The organism is Methylobacterium sp. HJ2, from assembly GCF_056431005.1.
This window is the reverse complement of the sequence record NZ_JBWJYM010000017.1, coordinates 1-21,796: the sequence shown is the minus strand read 5'-3', so window position 1 is coordinate 21,796 and position 21,796 is coordinate 1. Positions and strand designations below refer to the sequence as shown.

Annotated in this window: 32 protein-coding genes; 18 read left to right on the top strand and 14 right to left on the bottom strand. The window is 63.7% G+C overall.

Going from position 1 to position 21,796, the window contains the following annotated elements; translation table 11 throughout:
• The first annotated feature begins 214 nt into the window (after window positions 1–214).
• A complete protein-coding gene (locus tag ACS5RC_RS25650; RefSeq protein WP_478346757.1) occupies window positions 215–1,027 on the top strand; it encodes a helix-turn-helix domain-containing protein in 813 nt (270 codons plus the stop codon).
• A gap of 90 nt (window positions 1,028–1,117) precedes the next feature.
• On the top strand, window positions 1,118–1,501 hold the full coding sequence (locus tag ACS5RC_RS25645; protein ID WP_478346756.1) for an energy transducer TonB family protein: 384 nt from the start codon (window positions 1,118–1,120) through the stop codon (window positions 1,499–1,501).
• Between the two features lie 2 nt (window positions 1,502–1,503).
• Here ACS5RC_RS25645 and ACS5RC_RS25640 read toward each other — a convergent pair whose 3' ends face one another.
• Both ACS5RC_RS25640 and ACS5RC_RS25635 read right to left on the bottom strand, forming a co-directional pair.
• Window positions 1,504–1,872, bottom strand: a complete 369-nt coding sequence (locus ACS5RC_RS25640) for a septal ring lytic transglycosylase RlpA family protein (RefSeq protein WP_478346781.1) — start codon at window positions 1,870–1,872, stop codon at window positions 1,504–1,506.
• Window positions 1,873–1,997: 125 nt separating this feature from the next.
• A complete protein-coding gene (locus tag ACS5RC_RS25635; RefSeq protein ID WP_478346755.1) occupies window positions 1,998–2,321 on the bottom strand; it encodes a hypothetical protein in 324 nt (107 codons plus the stop codon).
• Window positions 2,322–2,509: 188 nt separating this feature from the next.
• Here ACS5RC_RS25635 and ACS5RC_RS25630 point away from each other — a divergent pair, with 188 nt between their 5' ends.
• A complete protein-coding gene (locus ACS5RC_RS25630; RefSeq protein ID WP_478346754.1) occupies window positions 2,510–2,722 on the top strand; it encodes a hypothetical protein in 213 nt (70 codons plus the stop codon).
• Window positions 2,723–2,910: 188 nt separating this feature from the next.
• Here ACS5RC_RS25630 and ACS5RC_RS25625 read toward each other — a convergent pair whose 3' ends face one another.
• On the bottom strand, window positions 2,911–3,159 hold the full coding sequence (locus ACS5RC_RS25625; RefSeq protein ID WP_478346753.1) for a DUF6894 family protein: 249 nt from the start codon (window positions 3,157–3,159) through the stop codon (window positions 2,911–2,913).
• A 124-nt stretch (window positions 3,160–3,283) separates the two neighbouring features.
• The gene (locus ACS5RC_RS25620; protein ID WP_478346752.1) at window positions 3,284–4,045 is read right to left on the bottom strand and encodes a Crp/Fnr family transcriptional regulator; all 762 of its coding nucleotides are present in this window, start codon (window positions 4,043–4,045) and stop codon (window positions 3,284–3,286) included.
• A gap of 440 nt (window positions 4,046–4,485) precedes the next feature.
• Here ACS5RC_RS25620 and ACS5RC_RS25615 point away from each other — a divergent pair, with 440 nt between their 5' ends.
• A complete protein-coding gene (locus tag ACS5RC_RS25615) occupies window positions 4,486–5,007 on the top strand; it encodes a Ros/MucR family transcriptional regulator (RefSeq protein ID WP_478346751.1) in 522 nt (173 codons plus the stop codon).
• A gap of 167 nt (window positions 5,008–5,174) precedes the next feature.
• Here the strand turns inward: ACS5RC_RS25615 and ACS5RC_RS25610 are convergent, their stop codons facing one another.
• The gene (locus ACS5RC_RS25610) at window positions 5,175–5,654 is read right to left on the bottom strand and encodes a hypothetical protein (protein WP_478346750.1); all 480 of its coding nucleotides are present in this window, start codon (window positions 5,652–5,654) and stop codon (window positions 5,175–5,177) included.
• Between the two features lie 244 nt (window positions 5,655–5,898).
• Window positions 5,899–6,279 carry a PilZ domain-containing protein gene (locus ACS5RC_RS25605; protein WP_478346749.1) on the bottom strand — a complete coding sequence of 127 codons (381 nt, stop codon included), beginning with the start codon at window positions 6,277–6,279 and terminating at the stop codon, window positions 5,899–5,901.
• Window positions 6,280–6,635: 356 nt separating this feature from the next.
• On the opposite strand from ACS5RC_RS25605, the gene ACS5RC_RS25600 reads away from it, so the two are divergent.
• Window positions 6,636–6,806: a hypothetical protein gene (locus tag ACS5RC_RS25600; RefSeq protein WP_478346748.1), complete on the top strand. Its 171-nt coding sequence runs from the start codon at window positions 6,636–6,638 to the stop codon at window positions 6,804–6,806.
• A 197-nt stretch (window positions 6,807–7,003) separates the two neighbouring features.
• Here the strand turns inward: ACS5RC_RS25600 and ACS5RC_RS25595 are convergent, their stop codons facing one another.
• A complete protein-coding gene (locus tag ACS5RC_RS25595) occupies window positions 7,004–7,438 on the bottom strand; it encodes a hypothetical protein (protein ID WP_478346747.1) in 435 nt (144 codons plus the stop codon).
• A 147-nt stretch (window positions 7,439–7,585) separates the two neighbouring features.
• Window positions 7,586–7,804, bottom strand: coding sequence for a hypothetical protein (locus ACS5RC_RS25590; RefSeq protein WP_478346746.1), 219 nt, complete (start codon window positions 7,802–7,804; stop codon window positions 7,586–7,588).
• A gap of 142 nt (window positions 7,805–7,946) precedes the next feature.
• Between ACS5RC_RS25590 and ACS5RC_RS25585 the strand changes: the two genes are divergently transcribed.
• Window positions 7,947–8,210: a hypothetical protein gene (locus ACS5RC_RS25585; protein WP_478346745.1), complete on the top strand. Its 264-nt coding sequence runs from the start codon at window positions 7,947–7,949 to the stop codon at window positions 8,208–8,210.
• A gap of 1,199 nt (window positions 8,211–9,409) precedes the next feature.
• Window positions 9,410–9,985 (top strand): hypothetical protein, encoded by a 576-nt coding sequence (locus ACS5RC_RS25580; protein ID WP_478346744.1) that lies wholly within the window; start codon window positions 9,410–9,412, stop codon window positions 9,983–9,985.
• A gap of 256 nt (window positions 9,986–10,241) precedes the next feature.
• On the opposite strand, the gene ACS5RC_RS25575 is transcribed toward ACS5RC_RS25580, so the two are convergent.
• Window positions 10,242–10,781, bottom strand: coding sequence for a hypothetical protein (locus tag ACS5RC_RS25575; RefSeq protein WP_478346743.1), 540 nt, complete (start codon window positions 10,779–10,781; stop codon window positions 10,242–10,244).
• A 285-nt stretch (window positions 10,782–11,066) separates the two neighbouring features.
• Window positions 11,067–11,609 carry a hypothetical protein gene (locus tag ACS5RC_RS25570; protein ID WP_478346742.1) on the bottom strand — a complete coding sequence of 181 codons (543 nt, stop codon included), beginning with the start codon at window positions 11,607–11,609 and terminating at the stop codon, window positions 11,067–11,069.
• A gap of 119 nt (window positions 11,610–11,728) precedes the next feature.
• Here ACS5RC_RS25570 and ACS5RC_RS25565 point away from each other — a divergent pair, with 119 nt between their 5' ends.
• The 5 genes from ACS5RC_RS25565 (at window position 11,729) to ACS5RC_RS25545 (ending at window position 16,609) form a co-directional block, all read left to right on the top strand.
• Complete coding sequence (locus ACS5RC_RS25565; RefSeq protein WP_478346741.1) at window positions 11,729–11,956, top strand: helix-turn-helix domain-containing protein; 228 nt, start codon at window positions 11,729–11,731, stop codon at window positions 11,954–11,956.
• Window positions 11,957–12,238: 282 nt separating this feature from the next.
• On the top strand, window positions 12,239–12,481 hold the full coding sequence (locus ACS5RC_RS25560; RefSeq protein WP_478346740.1) for a hypothetical protein: 243 nt from the start codon (window positions 12,239–12,241) through the stop codon (window positions 12,479–12,481).
• Window positions 12,478–12,738: a hypothetical protein gene (locus tag ACS5RC_RS25555; protein ID WP_478346739.1), complete on the top strand. Its 261-nt coding sequence runs from the start codon at window positions 12,478–12,480 to the stop codon at window positions 12,736–12,738. Before ACS5RC_RS25560 ends, ACS5RC_RS25555 begins: the two co-directional genes overlap by 4 nt.
• Complete coding sequence (locus tag ACS5RC_RS25550; protein WP_478346738.1) at window positions 12,735–13,124, top strand: hypothetical protein; 390 nt, start codon at window positions 12,735–12,737, stop codon at window positions 13,122–13,124. The genes ACS5RC_RS25555 and ACS5RC_RS25550 overlap by 4 nt, the downstream gene beginning before the upstream one ends.
• A 71-nt stretch (window positions 13,125–13,195) precedes the next feature.
• Window positions 13,196–16,609: a bifunctional DNA primase/polymerase gene (locus ACS5RC_RS25545; protein ID WP_478346780.1), complete on the top strand. Its 3,414-nt coding sequence runs from the start codon at window positions 13,196–13,198 to the stop codon at window positions 16,607–16,609.
• 134 nt (window positions 16,610–16,743) lie between these two features.
• Here ACS5RC_RS25545 and ACS5RC_RS25540 read toward each other — a convergent pair whose 3' ends face one another.
• Window positions 16,744–17,220: a hypothetical protein gene (locus tag ACS5RC_RS25540; RefSeq protein WP_478346737.1), complete on the bottom strand. Its 477-nt coding sequence runs from the start codon at window positions 17,218–17,220 to the stop codon at window positions 16,744–16,746.
• Window positions 17,221–17,489: 269 nt separating this feature from the next.
• Between ACS5RC_RS25540 and ACS5RC_RS25535 the strand changes: the two genes are divergently transcribed.
• From ACS5RC_RS25535 to ACS5RC_RS25515, 5 genes are all read left to right on the top strand, one after another.
• A complete protein-coding gene (locus ACS5RC_RS25535; RefSeq protein WP_478346736.1) occupies window positions 17,490–17,711 on the top strand; it encodes a hypothetical protein in 222 nt (73 codons plus the stop codon).
• Window positions 17,712–17,850: 139 nt separating this feature from the next.
• Window positions 17,851–18,060, top strand: a complete 210-nt coding sequence (locus ACS5RC_RS25530) for a hypothetical protein (RefSeq protein ID WP_478346735.1) — start codon at window positions 17,851–17,853, stop codon at window positions 18,058–18,060.
• A 12-nt stretch (window positions 18,061–18,072) separates the two neighbouring features.
• On the top strand, window positions 18,073–18,501 hold the full coding sequence (locus ACS5RC_RS25525) for a DUF5681 domain-containing protein (protein ID WP_478346734.1): 429 nt from the start codon (window positions 18,073–18,075) through the stop codon (window positions 18,499–18,501).
• A 334-nt stretch (window positions 18,502–18,835) separates the two neighbouring features.
• Window positions 18,836–19,288: a hypothetical protein gene (locus ACS5RC_RS25520; protein ID WP_478346733.1), complete on the top strand. Its 453-nt coding sequence runs from the start codon at window positions 18,836–18,838 to the stop codon at window positions 19,286–19,288.
• Window positions 19,285–19,716: a hypothetical protein gene (locus ACS5RC_RS25515; protein ID WP_478346732.1), complete on the top strand. Its 432-nt coding sequence runs from the start codon at window positions 19,285–19,287 to the stop codon at window positions 19,714–19,716. The genes ACS5RC_RS25520 and ACS5RC_RS25515 overlap by 4 nt, the downstream gene beginning before the upstream one ends.
• 208 nt (window positions 19,717–19,924) lie before the next feature.
• Here ACS5RC_RS25515 and ACS5RC_RS25510 read toward each other — a convergent pair whose 3' ends face one another.
• The 3 genes from ACS5RC_RS25510 to ACS5RC_RS25500 form a co-directional block, all read right to left on the bottom strand.
• Window positions 19,925–20,212 (bottom strand): hypothetical protein, encoded by a 288-nt coding sequence (locus ACS5RC_RS25510; protein WP_478346731.1) that lies wholly within the window; start codon window positions 20,210–20,212, stop codon window positions 19,925–19,927.
• A gap of 296 nt (window positions 20,213–20,508) precedes the next feature.
• Entirely contained in the window at window positions 20,509–20,808 is a 300-nt protein-coding gene (locus ACS5RC_RS25505; RefSeq protein WP_478346730.1) for a DUF6356 family protein, read from the bottom strand.
• Between the two features lie 233 nt (window positions 20,809–21,041).
• Window positions 21,042–21,446: a flagellar biosynthesis repressor FlbT gene (locus ACS5RC_RS25500; protein WP_478346729.1), complete on the bottom strand. Its 405-nt coding sequence runs from the start codon at window positions 21,444–21,446 to the stop codon at window positions 21,042–21,044.
• Window positions 21,447–21,613: 167 nt separating this feature from the next.
• Here ACS5RC_RS25500 and ACS5RC_RS25495 point away from each other — a divergent pair.
• On the top strand, window positions 21,614–21,796 hold a 183-nt coding region (locus ACS5RC_RS25495; RefSeq protein WP_478346728.1), incomplete at its 3' end, for a flagellin N-terminal helical domain-containing protein.

Here is a 21,796-nt window from a genome sequence, read left to right as displayed (position 1 = left end):
CATCAGGAGATCAACGCCGCGAGATAGAGACCCTGAAAAGCCAACAGGCCCCCGTCGCCAAACGGGAGCCTGCTGAAAACCGAAGGGCCTGTGAGGGCCGAGTCACTTCCCCTCACAAGCCATAGCTCCCCTAGGGAGTCAAGACGGAACCCGTTTCCGTCAACGGGAAGGCTTTGCCTGGACCCTAGCCGCGGCCCGTGAGGGACCGGGTTCGATGTTTGCTGACGAAATCCGTCGACAGGCGGAGGCGGCCCCGCGCGCCGCGCTGCCGGCCGTGGCTGCCGCGCTGTGGAAGGCGTTCGGCGCCGGGCAAGTGACAGAGGCCGAGGCCGAGATGCTGTCCGCGCTGATCGAAGACCGGAAAGCGTCCAGAACCGCACCGAGCTTTGGACAGAGCACGAACCCAACGGGAACCTCTGCCGAACCGGATACCCCGCAGGATCGCCCAGGATCATACAGGACGGGTAGGAGCGGTTCCCGGCCCCGCACGGATGCCTCAATGGAGCGTCGCCGCCGCTGGACGGCCTCGGGCCGCCTGCCGCCGGGTCTGGCCTGCCGCTTCACGATGGCCGAGCAAGCCGTGCTCGCCCTGATCGCGGCCGAGACCGTGCGCCGGAAGGATTGCCGCCTCGCGGTCGGGCATCTCGCTGCCATCGCGGGCGTGTCCGAGACCACCGTGCGCAACGCCGTGCGTGAGGCCAAGAAGCTCGGGCTGCTGACCGTCGAGGAGCGGCGCGTCACCGGGTTCCGCAATGACACCAACATCCTGCGCATCGTCAGCCTGGAATGGCTGGCCTGGCTGCGGCTCGCACGCCGCTCGCCCTTCCCGCAGATCGCGCCGGTCCTGCCGCTTCAGGGGGGAGGGTGCAAATCCCCACAGGGCACGCATACTCAGGTTCTAGCTCTAGGGAAAACGAGGCCAGCGGGACCCGAAAAGGGCTGCCGGGGGGCAGCGGGCGGCTCCAACGAAGCGGGCTCGGGAGAATTCTCGCGACCGGCACGAGGCGGCAGAGCCATGCGGCGGTGACATATAGGCGGACGGTATGACGAACGCCCTGGTAAGAACCGCTTCAGTCGGCGCCTCTAAGGGCAGTGACCAGGGTGCTCGGATGCCGCTATGAGATTGCGCTCGCTGATCGGCCGGATCTGCCTTGCCGCCGCTTGTTTCGCGATAGGGCAGGCCCAGGCCCGAGAACCAACGCCTCCTGCGGATGTGCAGGCTTGGATTTCCGCCGTGGTGACCAAGATCGCTGAGGCCGACGACTCCCGAGGAGGCCGTCTGCCTACCAAGCCGCGGGGGACCGTGACGATCCGCGTCGAGGTAGCAGCTGATGGCTTCGTGAACCGGGTCGATGTCGAGCGAAGTTCCGGTTCAGCTGAGGTCGACCAGCGCGCGAGGGCGGCTGCACGAGCTGCTAGCCCTTTCAGTCCGCCGCCCGCATCTTTGCTGACGAAGGCGGGCACAACGACCCTCAGCTTCCCTCTCCGCTTCGGTCGGTAGGATCAGATCCGAGCGAGGCTGACCTGTGCCGTGCCGGAGACGCCGATGGCTTTGGCCGAGGCGTTCGACAGGTCGATGACCCGCCCCCCTGCATAGGGACCGCGGTCATTGATGCGCACCACCACCGAACGGCCGTTGCTCTTGTTGGTCACGCGCACCTTCGTGCCGAAGGGCAGTGAGCGGTGAGCTGCTGTCAACGCATGCGTGTTGAAGCGCTCACCATTGGCCGTGCGCCGACCGTGGAAGCCCGGCCCGTACCAGGATGCGACGCCAGACTGCGCGCGCGCAGCGCTGCGGGCCTCTGCACCCGTCGTTGCCGCGCAGAGCGCAACAGACAGAACTGAGACCGCCAGTAGAGCCTTTGAGTTCATCACGCATACCCGTTTCTTATTGAACGAGCCGGCAAATTGAACTCGAATGGGGCATGAGTGTGACTTGAGATAATCTGTCGATAAAGTGGCATGGCTTGCCGCAAGTGTGATCGATGCGCCGTGCACTATTGGCGGCCACCAACTTTCGATGGGGCGGCACTCTCGGCGAACACATGCGCGCAGGCTGTGCCGAGGCTGCTGCGCATCACGCCTCTGGCCCACTCGCGGCGGCCCTGGTCCATCAAACTCAAGGCCGTCTCCTTCGGCGTCTGCTTGGCACAGGCGCGCATGAGCTTCATGGAGCGGTACTCTGCCTCCGCACGGCCGCAGGATGTCTTCGCCTGCAGGAACAAGCCGTAGTCTCGGAAATGGCTCGGGCAGTCCTCTTCGGCGAGTGCGCTGGTGCTGAGGAGAAGCGCGGCGAAGATCGTCATGTAACCGAGCTGCATGCTGTGGCGGACCCTTACGACATGATCGCGCGACGCTGCCGGCAGGCCATGCAGAGATGGCATACAGGCCGGCGCCACAGTGATCCCCTGGCATAGCCATTAGAGCGCGGCCGTCTGCCGGCAACGGCTTGTGCCGCGTGCGAACCGTCAGGCTAATCCCGGTCGTTCCTTCACCAGCCGAGCAATGGATGAGCGACCAGACCGCCAGCCTGATCCTCGCTGTCTCCATCGAGAACGCCGAGTTGCGCGCCGCGCTCGCGGAAGCACAGGACGCCTTGGTCGAGATGGCCGTCGACGCGGGCGAGTTGCACGCACGGATCGAAGCGCTACAGGCCGAGGTGGAGGCACTCTGGGGTGAACTGGCCGGGCGGGCCTTCTCATCCAGGCGGCGTGCCGGCTGACTATCCCGTCGGTTCTTCCCGGGCCGCCCCTGGCGTGGTCGCCGGCTTCAGGTGAAACCGCCCGCGGTCGCCTGTCACCGCCTCTGCCAGCCGGTCGATGGCATCGAGGATGGCGCCCGTCGCCTTATACACGTCGCTCTGGATCGGGGCTTGGCTCATCACGTCGATGCAGCGATCTCGCTCCCAGCTCACGGGGGAGGTGCCCCCATCCACCCACCGTCCAGCGTCATCGTCACCCGGTAGATCTCCTGCCCGTGCTCGTCCCGCACGGTCGCGCTGTACGTCCGGCGGTTGCCGTCCGGCATGGTCTCGTTGACCATGGCCCCCAGGGTCTTGTGCGCCTCTGCGCGGGCTTGGTGTGGGCAATCGAAGACGATGCCGTCCTCACCGGGGACGAAGTAGGCCGCGTCGTCCGTGTCGATGGTGTAGCGCGCCACTGAGCACCTCGGGCAAGCAGGTTGAGGATAGGTCAATCAACCGGGCCGCTATGTGTTCGCAGCCTGCAAGGTTCCCAAATACCGAGCACAGCTGTCAGCCGACCGGCTCCAGCCGCTGACAAACTCAGGCCGGGACATGGCCGTTCGCGCCTGCGACCTGCTCCCCAAACTGCAGGTAAGTGGGATCGAACTCGGCCGCCTGGACCAGCTCATCCCAGGCGGTGATCTCCAGGACGCCACTCTTCAGCCGGATCAAGCCATTGGCCCGCATCCTTTTCAGCACGCGGTTGACGTGAACGGGGGTGAGGCCGAGCGCGTCGGCAAGGTCGATCTGGATCAGGGACAACGAGCAGCGATGCGCCTCGGCAAGCCCGGCCGCCTGCAGCCTGAGGTACAGCTCGCAGAACAGGTGGGCCATGCGCTGGTAGCCCGAGCGCCGGCCCAGGCTAGTGATCCAGCCGCGGAAGATGCTCGCGTCGATGAGCGTCTCGCGCCAGAGGAGTGTCGCAATGGTGGGGAAGCGGACGGTGAGATCGCGCAGGCCCTCGTGCGGGATGAAGCACAGGACGGCTGGGGTGAGCGTGCCGAGGCCGTAATCCATGGTGTGGAGGTGCAGGCTGTGCAGGTCGGGCACGTCGCCGGGGATGTGGATAGCCAGGATCTGGCGCCGGCCCTCACTCAGCACCTTGTAGCGACAGACCCAGCCCTCCACGATGAGGCAGACGTGAGAGGAAGTGCTGCCGTCGCGCACGATGTCCTGGCGAGGCCGGTGAGTGCGAGTTGAACTCGGTAGGCTGAGGATCCCTTCGCGCTCTTTGGAAGTGAGGTCGGTGACGCGCTCGATCTTGCGAACGAGCAGGTTGAGGGAATGGGTCTCTGAAGCCAACGGTATAACTCTCGCCCTCTACGACAGGCGAAAGAACACGCCTTACTGAAACCAGGATCCGCGTTGCGTCAGCGGCTATCTAACCTACCTAGATCGGGTGTATGGAACCTGAACCAACCTATGCTGGGTCAGAGATAACGCTATCCGCTTTGTGAACATCTTCTGCGTTGAGGCTTGGCTTAGAGCGTCGATGCAGTAGGAGCGCCAGCGGCCGGCTTCCTCAAGGAACCGGATCTCCGGCTCTGGGACGAACACCCGCCGCCTGCTCATGCTCGTCCAGGTGCTGTCGGAACAGAGGACCACGCTTAGCGCGATCGCTTCCGCAATGCGGATCTGCCGGGCTTCGCGGAGGACATAGACCCAACCGTACAAATAATGTTGATAGGGAATGCGGAGTGGCTTCATTTATCTTGGCCAATATGTATGCAGAAAGGTAGCGCATGCATTGGGGGGATAGCGTGGACAATGCTTCAAACGACCAACAGGTCGAGCATATCGAACTCGCCGTAGAAGTTGTGTCGGCTTACCTGACGAACAACCGTGTTCAGCCCGCCGAGTTGTCTTCTCTGATCCGCAGCGTCCACGCCGCGCTCGGTAATCTGCGGCAGCCTGATCAGGTGGAGGAGCCGGCATTCGAAAGGCCGACAGCAGCCGAGATCCGCAAAAGCATCAAGCGCGATGCACTGATCTCCTTCATCGACGGCAAATCGTACAAGGTGCTGAAGCGCCACCTGGGCCGATACGGCCTGACGCCGAGCGACTATCGGCTACGCTATGGCTTGCCGCCGGATTATCCAATGGTTGCGCCAAGCTACTCCCAGAAGCGCTCCTCGCTCGCGCACAGTATCGGGCTGGGGCTAGGTCGTGGGGCACCTGATCCGGCGCACGAGCCGGCCGACCCTGCCCCTCAGGCGCCGAAGGGTCGAGGTCGGGCGAAGAAGGCCGCCGAGCAGGCCGAGTAGGACAGGCGGTTGGATCAGGTCGCAGGCGCCACAGCGTTGTTTGCGTATGGCGCTTGCGGCCCGCAGCGCTAAACGCGCGCGGCATCCCGGCGCCGCGAGGCGGGGCTTGGCCGGCAACGCAGGTGCGACGGGTCGCCGACCAAGCCTTTTGATTTAAAACCTACAATTCAAGGCAGCTTCCACGTTGCCTTATGCGGAACAATCGTCATCGGGCGCGCACCTTCCGGTACTTTTACAGCCTGGAAGGTGTAATCGGCGGAACCCGATATGCCCTGGTATTTCCCTGTTCCACCAACGAAAACATGGCGTCCGTTCTTTGCGTTCGCTTCATAAGTTGAGAAAACCTGATCTCCGTCTTTGTCAGTGTCGGTGCAGCTGCCGCGATTGCTAACGTCGTTGCCATTGGCCTCCCGCATTCCAATGCAGCGCGTGCCCATATCGTTGAACGGGCCCTCGCCCGCATCGTTGCGGGTGATACCGGCTGACTCGTAAATGGCGACCATGCGGTCACCCATCTTCATCGGAGTAGACGAGATGTTGACGTAGTTTGTCGTGTAGGAAGCTGTGCCTTCCTTTGGGAAGTCTGCCGCTTGTACAGAGGCACATGTTCCCAATAGGAGTGCCGCAGCAATCTGCGCCCGCGTCATTGTTCCCTCCTTCTGACCGTCTTTATTTGACGGCTGGCATGATTTCGTAGGTCGTTCGACCATCATCGCCGAGCTCAATCATGCATGTGCCCGAGAGGCCGTAAAGCCTCATTCGGGGTAGTAAGGGACTTTAGTAAGATGTTGAACCCAGGAAAACTGATGTTCTCCCGGGAGCGCGATTGAGCAGTTCGCGAATGACGAGGCGCGGGTCTTCGCGCGGTGGCGCGAGCCTTGGTGAGGGCGGCTATCGAGACGCTGAACCGTCCGCCTTCGGACGGGGCGGCTTGAACCACTCGTCGGGTGCCAGCGGCATACCTTCCTTGAACTTGAAGCCGAGACGGTCCTCTAGTCGGGGTTGCGCGCCAACCGACAGCGGCTCCATGAAGCGGACGCCGACCATGTTAGCCTGCTGCCACTTGGTCTCGACGCGGTAGCCGCCTCCGCCTTGCTCCAGGAACAGGTCGAACTGCTTCGGCACTGCCGTGGTGTTTGGGAACGAGAGGCAGGCTCCGTTGCGCGAGAGATCGCGCAGGAAGCAGATCACCGAGCCGGTTGCGTCCTGGCCGAGGTCTGCCCGGCTTGTGAGTTGGGCTCGAACGCGGTGCTCTCGCACTCGAATGGTCATGGCACTCCCTAATGCGCGGGAGGCTACCTGGCCCAAGTTAAGAAGCGGTGCTCAGGTTGGTCCTGGCGCTCTGCAACGCTGCAAAAAGCCCGCGCCGGCGAGCCGGGCGGGCAAGGTGGGATCGAAGCTCGGGGTGCCGCGCTTGTGGGAACGGCACCGAGCGCCGTTCGCTCTCAGGAACGGCCGGCGTATCCATCATACGGCTAAGGTTCGTCCTCGCATCCCCTGGATGAGGGAATGACTGGCGCGAGCGCTAGCGTCGCACTCCGCCTCCGAGACGCCAAGGTTATAGGTCGTCAGGTAGCCTCGCCGCAACGCGTCCGGGTAAGCGATGAGAAGGCCCGAAGAGGTGACCGATGCCGCGGCTCTTCCTGAGCGCCCTCGTCGTCCTGATCGTTCTGATCGTCACGGCGGCGACGTGGCTGTTTGTCTTCCCCGATGCCCCAAGCCGGGCGCTGATCAACTGCGTCGTTGCGGCCCTGATCGCCTCGATGGTGATGCTCGGAAAGATGCTGTCCGAGTCATAGGCGATCAGCAGAAATAAGGGCGGCCCGTTGCGCCGTTGGTTCGATCGACATGCAACGGTTGCCGCCTCGGCCGCAGGGACGGGACCGGCTCAACGAGCACTATGCCAGAGCTTGTGCAAAGGCACCTCTCGGCTAGGCACGCCGCGCAACCAGCCTGTAGCTCGACCCAAACATCCCTCAGGTTATCAAGCATGAACTCAGGGCCGGGGATATGGTCCCTGGAACAGGTCGCCTGACGCCCTGCGCCGGAACAGCGTGCGCCACCGGCGACGCTGATGCTCAGACCGATCGTGGTTCATGTGACAGCGCTGGCAGAAGGCCGCGAGGTTGGCACTGGTGTTGTTGGCCGTGTCGTGGTTGCGGTGAGCGGCGGCCAGAACCACACGCGTCGTCCGTATGGACCCGAGCACGTCGTCGGAACCGACCGCGAGACAGACGATCTGCCCCGCCCTATCGCGCCAGGTGCTCGCCTCTCTGTCCCACCAGCGGCCGTCGCCTAGGTGCCAGATGGTCTGACCATGTGGACGCCCGCATGCCTCGCAGCGCCCGCCTGCGCGCTGGAAGCGGATCACGGCGGAGAGCTGGGGCCAGTCGATAGGGTAGAAGAAGCGGTGCTCGCGCCGGATCGGCATGGGCTGGATCCGGGAGGGTCGGCCTAAGCGCGACCATATGGCGGCCTGCGGCAGCTGCCTAGAGACAGTCTGGCACTCGGCTGCGCCTCGGAAAGGATGCTCCCCAAGGCGCAGTCGGATGGTAGACGGCCACCCGTCAGGTCTCGGTTAGCGAGCCGCTGCCTCGGCGACGATGCGCGGATTGGCCGGCGCGGCCGGCACGAGGCGCGGGGTGGTCATCAGCTCGGACGCCGGGCGCACGGCTGCCGTGGCGCGGGCCTGATCGCGGTAGAGCGTCGGAGTGAGGTTGATGCGCTCGTCCGCTGCCGCCGACCCGGTGATGGTAACAGCCGCAAGGGTAGCGAGTACGAAGGTGCGAACGGTCATGATCCTGATCCCTCTGAGTTTTCAGGGCTGAGGCCCTGCGTCGAGGGGATATTTGCGCTGCGCCGCACCATCATTCAAACAGATGGGATCAATATCACGTATTGATGAAACCGATGTGGTTCGTAGGGTTTGACGAGCGCTGATGCTGGTACGCCGGCAGCTCCTCAACTATCTCAGACCGATGGCCGATGACACCGCAATCCTGATCCTGGCCGTTTCGATCGAGAACGCGGAGTTGCGCGCCCAACTTGCGGAGGCGCAGGACCTCCTGGTTGAGATGGCCATGGATGCAGCGGGAGCGCTACCGGCCGGTCAGCGCGGTCGGGGCACTGGCAGGCTGATCGTGACCAGCTTGCCGCTGATCGGGTCGAGGATGGTGAGAGACATGCCGGAGTTCCTACGCTGAGCAGGTAACGGATTGCCCTATCAGCGCGATCCCAATCCCGTGCGGATACGGTGAAGGCTCTCTTAACCAGCCCATCGCATCATCCAGTCAGGTGCCGCCGCCATCGTGACCTGTTGGCTGGTGGTGAGCCCCGCCGGCAGGATCGCACCCGCGCCGGCGGGGCGACCTATCTCAGATGCAGTCGGTTTGTGTTGCGTCGCACCAAAGACCATCGCGCTGCAACAAAAGGTTGGCTCGGCAGTTTTCTGGGGCATGTCAGACCTCCGCACCCGCTCCGGCGCTCGCATCCCCAATCCCGAGACGCTTGGCCTGCCGCTGGTCCCGCCAGAGATCCGCGACGGTTACGCCGAAGCCATCGCGAAGCTCCCGCGCGTGCGCTTGAACATCCGCTCCACACGGTCGTCAGCCGATCTCCCGGCCGTGGGCTCATTCGGCTGAGACGGGTCCGCGGCGACCTATCACCCCGGCTGCATATCAGGCGTGAAAAGGTCACGCCGACCATTGAAGCCGGCTGCGGGAGATCACCTTGCTCGCTGCGTGGTTTATATGGTGCAACGTGTTCGTTGCGATCCGCTAGCCGTCGAGCTTCCAGAAGCCTGCGCAGATGCCCCGACAGGCAAACTGCGCTGTACAGATCATAGACGTTCGCTGGCCGAACGGAAAAAGCTATCTCGCTCTGAAATCTTGCGATAGCACGATGTAATTAGTCGTGTGCCTGCGTCGGTAATTACAAGTTCGCATTTGCCAGCGTCGAGCTTTTTTTTCGTTTCTACAACAAGACCGCGTGTTATCAGATAATTATTCCAGGTGTCACTCCGGCTGTAAACTCGGGGACCACCAAGAAACAGATTTAAGCGCTTTAGCGCCCATGGCGGCAGCGGATTTTTGGTGTGTAAAGACATGTAATTGATGCCATTAAGCGGGATGCATTGCGTTAGGTAGACGTACTATTCATGGGATGATTAGTGCGATCAAATAATTCGCTCATATCATTTTAAAACAGTGAGTTCTAATTTTCATGTCAGATATTTTTCCATAATTCCGATCTGTTTTGATCTTAGGGACAAGTTATTGTTTATAGATTTTTTTAAACTCTCAAGATCGCGAAGGTCTGGTACCGTACCGAACTACGCATCCCCTTCCGTGGCACAAAATGTTGAAGTAGCCTCAAGCGGTCAAGCTTAGAGTGAGACTTCAGAATGGCTATGTTCCGCCGGGGGGCATTGGGTGGGGAGCCCGCTTCAGAAAGCGGTGCTTATGCTAAGCCCGGCTGGCCTGCCTCAAAACGGACACGCGCAGGAATAGCGCATGCCTATGTATTGCAAAGCCTGCCGACTGCTAATCTGCATTTTGAGATTGGTGCAGGGGTAGATTTGAGTTTAGGCGCCGTTGCAATTTTCCGCAAAGAGAAGCCTTGGGTTAGGGCAATATATACCTTGAGCGGCGTTGGTGGTGGAACTGGGGCTGGCGTTAGCTTGATGCAATTCTGGTCGAGTCCGAATGATTTTGTTTCCATAGCTCCAGGTATTGAGTGCTTTGCTGGTAGAATAGTTGCAAAAGAATGGGGCTTCGCTGCTGGTGTTGGTTACTCCAGTAGCTCGTGGACGTGGCTTGCTGGGCCTGCCGAAAATACGATTTGCGATGGCGATGGACCTAGTGTCGGTCTCACTGTTTCAGTAAACTGTACATCAATAACGTACATGATATTGACTCTTTCTCAAATCCAATCTGATCCGCCAACCTACTCGAATATTCACGTTAGTCGAGTCAGATAGGCCGACAAACCATTCGGCGAGCATCGCGATTGACCGCATCGGTTCGGCCTGCCGGTGGGACAGGGCCGACGTGCCGCGCTACTGCGCCGGCAGGCCGTACTCTGCTCCCAAACCTGCGCTTGGGCCGAGGCGGTAGCAGCTAGGCCATTTGCCGAACGTCGAGGCTCGCCCCACATTCCCGGCATGCGCAGCGCCGCTCTCGCCCTTCTCCTGCTTTCCACTGGTCCGGCGCTCGCGGCGCCGACCTCAAGCGAGCTTATCGCGGCCTACGGACAGGCTGATGAGAGCTGCCGAGGCTCGCCAGGGGATGCAGTGGGAACTTGGTCGTGCCGAGGCTGTCGATGTGCCCCATCTCGATGCCGAACTGCTCGAAAGCGTCGGTGGCGATCTTCACCCGGTCGTCGTGGGTGTGCCCTGCGGCCAGAGCCTTATTCACCACCGCATAGTTGCGGGCTTTCTCCCCGCTGGTCGCGGTGATCTCGGTGATGACGTCCGCCACGTCCTCGCGGTAGGTCCGGCACTGGATGATCTCGCCCCGGAACAACAACCCTTCATTGTCGCCGTATCCGGCACTGAGCGAGATCTTCTTATACTCCTTCTGGAACTTTGTGATGCTCTGCTGCGACAGGTTCGTGATCTGCACGACGATGTGCGCGGGCGTGCTCGACACGAACTGTCGGCACTGGAACCGGATGCGCAGGCCGTCGTCGCCCGTTCGCGGATCGACGTGGTAGCGGATCACCCGCGCGCCGTCGTTCAAGCTGATCGAGAGTGAGCGGAGATATTGCCGCGTCATTCGCCGCGCCTCCGGGCGCCGGCCGCCGTCTTCTGCTGGCCCGCGCCGCCTTGAGCGAGGCTGGATTGGAGCAGCCCGCGGGCGTAGGCGCTCACGCTCTGCCCAGCAGCCGATGCAGCCGAGAGAAGGTCGGCCTGCAAGGGGCGGTCAATCCGGATGTAGAGATGCGACGGGCATTTGACGGACATGAACGATCCAACTTGACCGGATCACACCATAAGCCAAAATAATAATTCAGTCTTGCGCTAATATTGCATAGATCGCAATAGATAAAGATGCATCATTTTACCCAAAATTGCCTTTTTTGAACTTATAAGCCTCTAATATAGCGTCTGTGACTTGATCTGGTTTCATGGCTTGAAAGCCATCGCGCTCCTCTAGGGCGTGCTCTCCGCTCCGAGCGGCGGTCCCGGTACGGACGAGGCTGGCAAAGGTATCAATTTGCCTGCCGATCACGTCGGTCATGTGTTTTTTCACGTGTTCGATCTTCTGCGGATCGTCGCACCAGAATTTCAGAGAGTCGACGTTCTCGTCAGCGCTCTTAATGGCGAGATGGAGGTCTCCGGACGAAAGGGCGGCGAACATGAGCATATCCTTGCCGCCGATCATATTGGTTAAGGCGTAAAGTCGGACATCCTTGTTAATGCTCTGCTCCGTCCGGAACTCCAACTCTTCCGACATAGACCGCCCAGCTTCCTCGGCGAGCAGCATCAACTTGGCCCGCGTCATCTCGGTCAGCCGAAACATGACGTTCACTCGCTTGGGCAGGGGCGTCTTTGAAGGCGGGCGCCCCCGGCGGCCTGTGGATTTTTTTTCATTCTCGGTCATGGACTTCCCTCATCCGGTCAATTTAGCTCCCATAATCCCATAGCAGCTAATTGACAATCCGTGAGAGCCCCATATTCTCGCTCCTGCAATAAAATTATTGCGCCTTACCGGAGCGCGCTATGAACGAGGATATTCTCCAGGTGCTGACGCAGCCCACGGTGGACGTGATGCTAGCGGGCCGAGTGCTGGGGGTTGGCAAGAACGCTGCCTATAAGGCCGCGAAGGACGGGTCGCTGCCGACGTTCAAGATCGCTGGCCAACGCCGCGTGCCCACCGCGAAACTGCGCGAGATGCTGGGCCTGCCGCTCCGTGCGGCCGCCGCCGGCTCGGAGCCGATTGCCGCCTGACCCCGCAATCGGCGGGGCTCGCCCCGCTGGCCGCCTACACGGCGCCGATGCGGCCGGCGCTCAGCAACAGGACCTGGAAATGAGAAACCCCGCGACGCGCGGGGCGAACGCAGGGCTCTCGAATGCTGCTGTGGCGGCTAGCGTTGAGAGATTTACGGCGGTTCGTCCCTTTCGACAAGATCTATTCATAGCCCGACGCTTCGGGTTGCCGGCGGCTACGGCCGCCGCGGTTGCGGAACTCGCCTTCGGGAAGGCCGATCACTGGTCGGGGGCGTCGCGATAATGGCGCCCCGCATCACCCCGACCCCGGCGCCTAGCGCGCCGGACTTCGGCCTCGTGTTCGATGCCGTGGCCGAGGCGACCGCCACGGCCGAGACCTACGCCCGCACTGCTTCGGAATTCGCCGCTCTCGGGGATGCCCGCGGGCTCGCCTATTCGATCCGGTGCGCGGCTGCGGCACTGAAGACTGCCTCCGAGATGGCCGAGGAACTGCGGCCCGCTCAACAGGGAGGGCGGCGCGCGTGAGCAACATCGTCTCCCTCCGCCCGCGGACCCGCATGCCGGTCAGCCAACCGGTTCATAAAAGCCCGCCCGAAGGCGAGGTCTACATCATCGGCAACCCCGTCGAGGGGTTTCAGGTCGTGGACGTATCGGCCTCGGGTGGCTCGGCCGGGATGCACGGCGAGTTTGCCACCTACGCCGAGGCCGTGGCCGAGGGGCATCGCGTTGCGGTGGCCCTCAACCGCCTGTTCCCTGAGGGTGAGCCTGGGGGCGCGGCATGAGCGACGCCGCATCGCCCCGCTCCGTGCCGTCATCCCCGCTCTGGGACATCCTGGCCGCCGATCTGCGGTTTTTCGAGCGGCATCCCGGCCGGGGTTACCGGCTGCGGCTCGCAGGACGCGCCGAGATCGAGGAGGCCCGAACCAAGCTCGGCGCCATGGCCCGCCCGGCTGATCCCCGCGTGCGCGCCTTCTGCGCCCTCCGGCGGCTGTCGCACGGCGGCGTTCACCGGGCCATCGGGTTCGCCCTCAACTGCGACGAGACGGATTTCCCCGAGGCGACCGCCCGGGCCGCCTACGTCCGCCTGACCCCGCAGGATATCACCGTTCAACCTGTCCCCGCCGCGCTCTGGCGTGCGGCGCCGCCGATAGGACCGCACACCGCGTGACGGTCCCGCCTCCTCCACCCTCTGGTGTTGCGGGCCTGACCCCGACCCAGATCCGCGCGCAGCTCGCGCGGATGGGGTGGGGGAGCGTTCTGCCGATCCACTCGCACGACGGGGGGCACTCGTCGCGGGGCAAGGCACCCGGGATCAAGGGTTGGCAGCAGCGCGCCCAATTCGAGGGACCCGAGACCACTGCGGCCGACCTGAGGGATTGGGAGCCGAAGGAGCGCAAGTGGCCCGGCACCGGCATCGGCTGCGGATCCGTCGTCGCCGTCGATGCGGACTTCGCGACCGACGCGGCCTTGGCCGAGCGCGTCGCGGCCCTTGCCGTCGAAGTGCTTGGAGAAACCCCGTTCGTTCGGCAGGGGCAGGCCCCCAAGGTGGCGTTGATCTACCGCGCCGCCGAGGCGATGCCGAGCGTTCACCTGAAGACCGCGGACGGCTCTGGCGACGGCCTCGACATCCTGAGCCAAGGCACGCAGTTCGTCGCCTTCGGCGTCCACCATAAGACGCTGAAGCCCTACGCCTGGATCGGCGCCGAGAGCCCGTTGACGGCCGGGCCGGACGAGGCGCCCGAGATCACGCGGGCGCAGGTTGACGAGTTCCTGTTCCGACTCCGCGGCATCGTGGAGTTGAACAGCACGGGCGGGCGGAAGGGCAAGGGCGGGGCAGCAGGCGCGTTCGGTGGCGGCAAGGTCGTGCGCGATGCGGACGGCCGAGTGGTGGACGGCCGCGAGATCCATCTAACCCGCACCGTGTATTCAGCCGCGCTGTCGATGAAGGCGGAAGGGGCCGAGATCACGGTCGCCGCGCTCGCGGATCGGGCCTGGGAAGCGTTCGCCGCCTCTACTGTCCTCGATGATGGGCGTTGGGCGCCGCGGGCAGCCTGGGACAAGGCCGCAGCTCTCCTAGACCGGGTTCACCGCGGGCTTGTCAGCCTTGACCCCGAGCCTGCGGAGAGCGGCGAGACCGTCGAGCCGACTTACTCCGACCGGCGCAGGACGGTCGCAGAGGCCGAGGCCGAGACGCGCGCCATCGTGTCAGCATTCTTCGGAACGCACGTCCCGGCGTGGTGCGCCGAGCGCGACGCTTGGAAGATCGCGCACGAGGCTTGGAAGAAGGACACCAAGGAGGCCGAGAGCGAGAGAACCGAGGCCCCGGATGAGCCTGTCAGGCCGGTGCTGGTGTCGTGGGGCGCCCGGGTCGAGACCGCGATCGGCAAGACGGCCCAAGCCATCAAGGCGGCTTCGGCTGCGGCAAAGGCCGGTGTCAGCATCGTCTACGCCGCCCCGATGCACTCGCTGCTGACCGAGCTTGCCGAGCGGTTCGCGGCCGAAGGGGTCGAGGCACGGGTCTATCGCGGGTACGGCAGCCCGGATCCAGATGCCCCCGATCTTGCGATGTGCCTGGACCTCCCGGCGGTCGAGGATGCGAAAGCCGCGGTGCGCGCGATCCCCTCGACGGTATGCGAGAGGAAGGTCGAGGGCCAAAAGCACCTGTGCCCGTTCCACCACCGTTGCGGGATGGAGCGGCAGCGCCAAGCCACCGCGCCGGTTTGGCTCGTGCCTCATGCCCTGCTGTTCCACGCCAAGCCCGAAGCGATCCCGGCGCCCGACGCCCTGATAATTGACGAGGGCATGACGATGGGGGCGCTCCCCGACAAGCCGGCGCGCCTGTCCCTCGATGCAATCGAGCGCGCGCCGGTCGATCCGTCCGACAAGGCCCCGATCTTCACCGACTACGCCAACGACCTAGACGCGGCGCGTGGGAACCTGCTGCGCGCCCTGCGCGACCACAGAGACGACGGCCCCATCCAGCGCGGGATCCTACTGCGGCACGCCATCACCGCTGCGGCTGCGGCTGCCGCCTACTCGCTCGAATGGGGGCGCCTGCGGGATCCCGGCATCACGCCTGGCATGGAGCCGAAGGCACGGAAAGCGCTCGCTGCCGCGGTCGGGCAGCACAACACGGAGGCGAAGCTGCTGGCCGGGCTCTGGAACGAGCTGCGAGCTTTCCTCGCCAGCGGCGCCGAAGCCTCCGGGCGGTTGGCCCTGCGCTACGACGAGGAAGCCGAGGCGCGGGTCTTGGAGCGGCGGAGCCTCGACAGCGTGCGCGACACCTGGCTTGCGCCCGCGCTGCTCATCGACGCCACCCTCCCCCACGCCCCATTGCTTGAGCCCGTCATGGGCCACCGCGTCGAGGTGAAAGCCGACATCACCGCCAGATGGAGCCCGCACGTGAAGGTTCGCCAGATCCTTGATGCGCCCGTGACGGCGCGGAAACTCGGCATCATCGATGGCGCGGCCGACGATGCGGCGGAGGGCGACGACGCCCCGCCCAGAGCACCGAAGCGGGTTGTTACCGATCTGCTCCGCCTGATCCGCCTGCGCGCCGCCCTGGTCTGGCCTCGCATCGTCGTCGTGATCGCGCCCATGCGCCTCATCGAGCGGCTGAAAGGCATCGGTCTGCCCGAGAACGTCGAGACTGCCCATTTCGGAGCCGTCGCCGGCATCGACCGTTGGGCGAGCGCCGCCGGCCTGATCTGTGTCGGCCGGCTGCAACCCGGCCCCGGGATCACGGAGCCATTGGCCGGCATCGTCACGGGGACCGTTCCCGGAGCCATCCAAGCGAACGCGCAGGGCGCGCGGTGGTACTCGCGGACCAAGGGGGCGATCCGCCTTGCGGATGGGCGCGGCGTGGCCGTCGAATGTGTCAGCCACCCCGACGTGACGGTGGAGGCCCTGCGCTGGCAGATCACCGAGGCCGGGTTGATCCAAGCCATCGGCCGGCTGCGCGCTCTGCGCCGAGGCCCGGCCGCGCCGGCCTTCCTCGACATCATCAACGACGTGCCGTTGCCGATCAGCGTGGACGAGACGCCGGCCTGGAACGACGCCAAACCTGGGGCTTGGGCCGAAATGTCCTCAGAGGGGGTGCTGCTGGAAAGCGCGGCCGACATCATGGCTTGCTTCCCCGAGGCGGCGCCGACCCGGCAGGCGGCGCGGGAGATGGCCCTTCCGACGTTGGTTGTAACGTCCTTAAGGGGGATAAATATAGACGTTACAACCAGCGTCAGATGCGCGTCCTACAAGCGCCTCGGCCGGTTCCAGCCTGCCCGCGCCATCCTGCTGCCGAACGCTCCGGCCGACCTGAAGACCTGGCTCTCCGACCGCATCGGCGCCTTGGAGTGGGTGAAGGTCGAGGAGGCCGAGGGCCCGAGGGAAGCCGCTGCGCCGACCACGCGCGCAGCCCCGGTGTTGCTGCTCCGAGCCGCCGACTACGATCCCGACCTTGCCGCCCGCTACAGCCTCGTGGCCGAGCGCCAGCCCGCCTCCATGCACCGCGGCGGCAGGCCCGCCGAGATCGTGCGGGCGACCGCCCCGTCCGCCTCGGCGCCGATCCGCTTCCCCGCTCTGTTCGCTGGCCGCCTCGCATTGATCCAGGCCAGCCGCGCAGCCGAGCGCCAACCCGCAATGGAGGCCGCAGAATGATCCCCGCCGCCGACCGTTGGGGCCCGCTCGCGGACGACATCGAGCCGGCCGAGCGCCTTGCTTGGCTGCGCGGCCTACCAAAGACAGCTCGGTCCCTTCTTGTCCCGCGCACCGTTGGCCCGTGCCCTGCTGACCTAACAGTGCTTGAAGTAGCGATAGGTATCAGGAGCGCGCATCCACTTGAACTCAGCGGACAGACCGCCCTGTCGTTCAATCCATGCACGAATATCGGCCGGATAGCCGTTCCACATGATTGCGGTACCGCTCTCTAGATGAGCGCGGTGGAAGCCAAACGCCGCTTCGGGCGTCACGCAGATCCGCCCTCTTGGGACGTGGCTGAGCAGGGTCGTGCAGGCGGATTGGCAATTGCCGACAACCCGGACCTTGGTACCTTTTGCCGCCAACTCGGACCAGAGGCTGTCGTATTGAGAGACCGATCCGCCGTGATTGTCCGATACATCGATCGTATCGCCGTCCTGATGCCATTCCGACATGGGATTTGGCGAACCGCCACGACGGGCAATTGCGCTATTGGCCCCGATTACAACAAGCGTCAGGCTGACAAAGAGAGAAGTCAACGAACGCCGCCGCTTAAACGGTCCATGTCTCATGTTGGCACCTCGAAGACACGCAGAACGATATGCGAAGCCTCCTATGCGCAGCAAGACACATTCAAGCGACTTATCTCGACCATCGCAGAGCTGGATCCGGTGCGCCTGAAGCGGCTGGCAAGGCGCCGATTGTCCTCAGATCAGCGCCAGGCTCAGCACGCGCTAGCCGCCCTGCCCCGCGCACTCGCGGCCCTGGATCGCCTCGCCGGCCTAGATCGTCGGCACGTCCTAGCGAGCTTCGCTAGCCTCCACCGACAGGAGACCGCACAATGACACCAGCCGAAACCGCAGCCTTCTGCACCGGCATCGAAACCGCCCGTCAGATGGCTCTATCCGCAGCCGATGCTGTCCAAGCGCAAGCCCAGGGCCGCGCCGTCCGCCAGCAGGCCGCCGCTGCGGCGCTTCGAGGCTTCGCGGAAGGATTGTCCGTAGTGATGCTCGAAACCAAAAGCGTTTCAGCATCGGAAGAGATCAAAACAGACGCTCCATAGTGCGAAGCGCGCCGTCATGTGTTAATGATCTGATATCGAACCTACAGAGTTACCGATGAATTCGACAGGAACCACAGCCGATCTGTATCGTCGCCTCGGCCGCCTGGAGGATGCGACATCCGTCAGGGCGCCTCGCCCCGTGTGCCGCTTCCTGGTTCAGGGGCCGGTCGGGCTCTCCGGCGCCGCAGCCCTCGGCTTCCTCCGGACGCAAGGCCACCAGATCCATGACACCGCTCTCAACCTCGTCCGGATCGTCGTCGGCATGGCGGATGGGAAGGCGATCGATCTCCCACTGATGGACATGACGCCCATTGCATACAGGCTGCACATGCAGCCGATCCCGGCTTGAGGAGGCGTCATCATGCCGGGCGCAGGTAGGCCGTTTCAGGCGGGTCAGAGCGGGAACCCGGCCGGCAAGGCCAAGGGCACCCGCAACCGCACCACCCTGGCGATGGAGGCCATTCTGGATGGCGAGGCCGAGGCCCTGACCCGGCGCGCCGTGGAGATGGCGCTGGAGGGGGATACGGTTGCCATGCGGCTCTGCCTCGACCGGCTCTCCCCGGTCCGGAAGGACCGCCCGATCACCTTCCCCCTGCCAGCCATCGACACCACTGCCGATCTCACCAAGGCCACGCGCGCCCTGATGGAGGGTGTGGCGGCCGGCGAGATCACCCCGTCAGAGGCGGCCGAGCTGAGCAAGCTCGTGGATGCCCACGTGAAGGCCATCGAGGCCGTGGACTTCGCCGCGCGCATCGCCGCGCTGGAACAGGCAGCGGGAGGACGGCGGTGATGCGGATGCAGGATCGACTGGACCGGCTCGAAGCGGCGAGAGCCCCGGCAGGGACCGGCAGGCACTTGGCCTTTCGGATCGAGGCTCCGCAGGGGGCGCCTCTCAGCGACTCCATCTCCTTCCTCCGAAGCTGCGGCCACGCCATTCACGACGAGGATAGCGTCCTCGTCATGAACCTCGGCGCCCATAAGGCCGATGGCTGCGCCCCCCTGAGAGACTTGAACCCATCCGTGGTGACGGAGGCCGAGCGCGCCCGCTCCGAACCGGCGTGGCCGTTGCCGAGCAATGCACCCCTATCGATCACCTTCATCCTGGACAGCGCGGGAGTCGGACGATGACCGTTAGGCTGGTAGACCGCCTCGCGAAGCTCGAAGGCGCTCAGGCGAAGGCTGAGGCGGTTCCAGGGCCATCCCGGGATCTGGCTACGGCCTGGATGTACGGGCTGGCCTGCACGTTCGGTGGCTTCCCGCGTCCGTCGAGCCGGGCGGATAGCCTTGCGGACGGTGTGGCCCGTGCCCTCGGCTACGACGACGCACCAAGCATGAGCGCGGCTGCGGAGACGGCGCCTGCCGAATGGGCCGAGCGGGTCGCCTATGCCGATGCGGCGCTCGCCTCCCGGCATGCAGACGGGCCGAACGGCCCTGCCTTCGCGGTGCTGGACGCGTACGCGGCAGCCAAGGTGCGGGCAGGGCAGGATTGGCCGGAATGGGACTGGACGACCGCTCCTCCGGGCATGCTGCGTCTGCTGACGCTCTATGGCGCCAACCCGACCGAGGCGGCGGTATGACGGTCACCCTTGAGAAGCGCCTGACGCAGTTGGAAGCGGACCGTAGCAAGTCTGCGGTCCGCTCGTCCGTCCTCGCGCCCTACACGCGATTGCTGATCGTGCTGATCGCCTACCACCTTGGAGGCTTGCACGAGAGTGAGGCCCTTGCCGAGGGGCAGGCCCGGGCCCTCGGCTATGCGAACGGTCGTGAGATGCGAGCTGCCTTGCTTGAGGGTGGGACCGCCCGGTTGGACTGGAATGTTCACCAGTCGGGGGCGGTTTGTCGCCTGCTCGCCCTTCGCGAGGCTGCGCCAACAAGCGAGTGGTCGGTCGTTGAGGCTGCCCTGCGCTCACTCTTCGAGGCACTGCCTGATCGGATCAGGACCCTACATCTGGCCAAGGAGGCTGACAGCCTGTTCAGCGATGCCACGGACTGGGTTTGCCTCTGAGCGGTTTCGGCGGCGCTGAGCGAGGTCGTGGGTTCGATAAGTCTCCCTTATCGTACTCAGGACGGGGAGCAGTCTGCTGTGTCCCTTTAGAAGGCAGGCGGACTCGATCGGCTAAAGCACTGCCTTCATGCCACTTTTGATGCTTTAGAGCCCCAAAACAGCGCTCCCGACTCGCGGGCTTCGCGCACGCGCGCGATAGCGGTCCCTTTTAGGCCGACTGCATCGTTACGGACCCGTCGTCGGGGTCCACGGTTTCAACCCATGGACCACGCAATCCGCACTCGGCTAGGATCGCAAGGTAGCGATTGCAGGCGGCGGCAAGCGTATCGCCGGATCCCGTGGGCAGCACCGCCAGCAGCTCGCGCATCAGACCGGCCACGACCATCGCGCGCTCGTCGTCGGAGAGATCGGTTTCCTCATTGCGTCCACGTTCAAAGGCCGACAGCACGTTGTCTGCGATGATGCGCGCGGCGTGTTCGAGATCGGGACCCGACATCGTGTCGCTCCTATAGAACCCGCTCCCCTATGCCGTTTGAAGGCGGTCGCACGCCAGGATAGGTGTCAATGCCAGCGCGGCCTTCGACCCGCCCGAACCCGAACACGAGAAAACCGACTACCGAGGCGGCGGCCACATCCCGCGGGCGGAGGCGTCCCGTCTCGCGACACTCTGGCACCTGCACCGCGCCTGTCTGCTGCTGGCCGACGAGATCCGCGCCAACCCGACCGACGACGGCTCAGCCGACGCTTGGATTGCGCAGGTTGCGCTCGAAAGTCTGAGGGACTTATCGATGCTCAGATCTCATAGATGAAGCTTGGTTCAGAGGGGATGTTAGCTGCCTGATGCACGAACAGATCAGGCCGATGGAGACGACCTGAAGGGCATGTTGAGCATCGCCGCGTCATACGATGATAGAGGTGCTTCACCGTTGCACTTGCCGTCGTCGTAAACAGGAACGGGAAGATCGCATGAACGAAGGCCGCGATCGACGCCCCAAGAAGCGGCACCGCGTAGCTCAGAGAAGCCTGCATGTGTTCAGTGTAAGTCTCTCCGAGGGACGAAGGATGCTTGATAAAGAGCGACTGAATTGTCATCCTCTAATCCTCCGCCGTCTCTGAGAACCTGCCTCAATCGAAGTGGGGCATCTATACGCGCACGGCTAGAAATCCGTGTACCCGCGCACCTGCGAGAACTAGGCCAACATGGTTAACGCGCCATGGACCCCTCGTGGTCGCTCTCTCCTACAAATCGAATGCGATGTGGACAGCGTAGGCGGATACTTGCTCTGCCGGTAGCACGATCACCTGCCGGCAGGTTCTGCGCGACTCTAAGCAGCTATCGTATCCGCATTGCGAGCAGCGAGAAGCTCTGCCTCGTGATCAATCAATCTCTTACCAACCTTGATCGCCTTATGCAGATGCTTCTCTGCAAGGGCATTCTGCATTTCAACCATGAACGGTGCCGCGCTCGGCATCATCTTCATGATTTCGACTGCTTGGCAGAAAAAGAGATTTTCAGCCTCTGTCGGATCATCAGAAAGATAGATGACCTGCAATGTCACGCACAGCTTCTTACAAGCTGTGTCAGCTTCGCTCTCGTGGATAATCTGGCTCTCGCGGAGAAACTTGCACTGTGACTCGACGAGGAAGTCGCTGTTCTTGCTACCATTTCTGATCGAAGCGCCGTTGATGATTAGCCGCTCATACGGCTTGAGCGTGATACGGAGAGCCATGGCCAATCCCTTCTAGACTGCGTTTCGGGGATAGCTGCGATTTGTTAACGATCTCGAAACGACTTGGCGGAGTCGAAGACCAGCTTAGGAAAGTAGAAAGAGGCTGAGGCGCATAGAGGCAGAACCGCAAAATGGCGGTGTTCTCCCGTAGAAACGGAACCTCTTCGATGTCCAGCATCACCCTCTCGGCCGCCACGCGGCAGAACCTCCTCGTCGCCCAGGACACCGCCAGCCTCCTGTCGACGACCCAGAACCGCCTGTCGACCGGCAAGAAGGTCAACTCGGCCCTCGACAACCCGACCTCGTTCTTCACCTCGCAGGGCCTCGACAGCCGCGCGAGCGACCTCTCG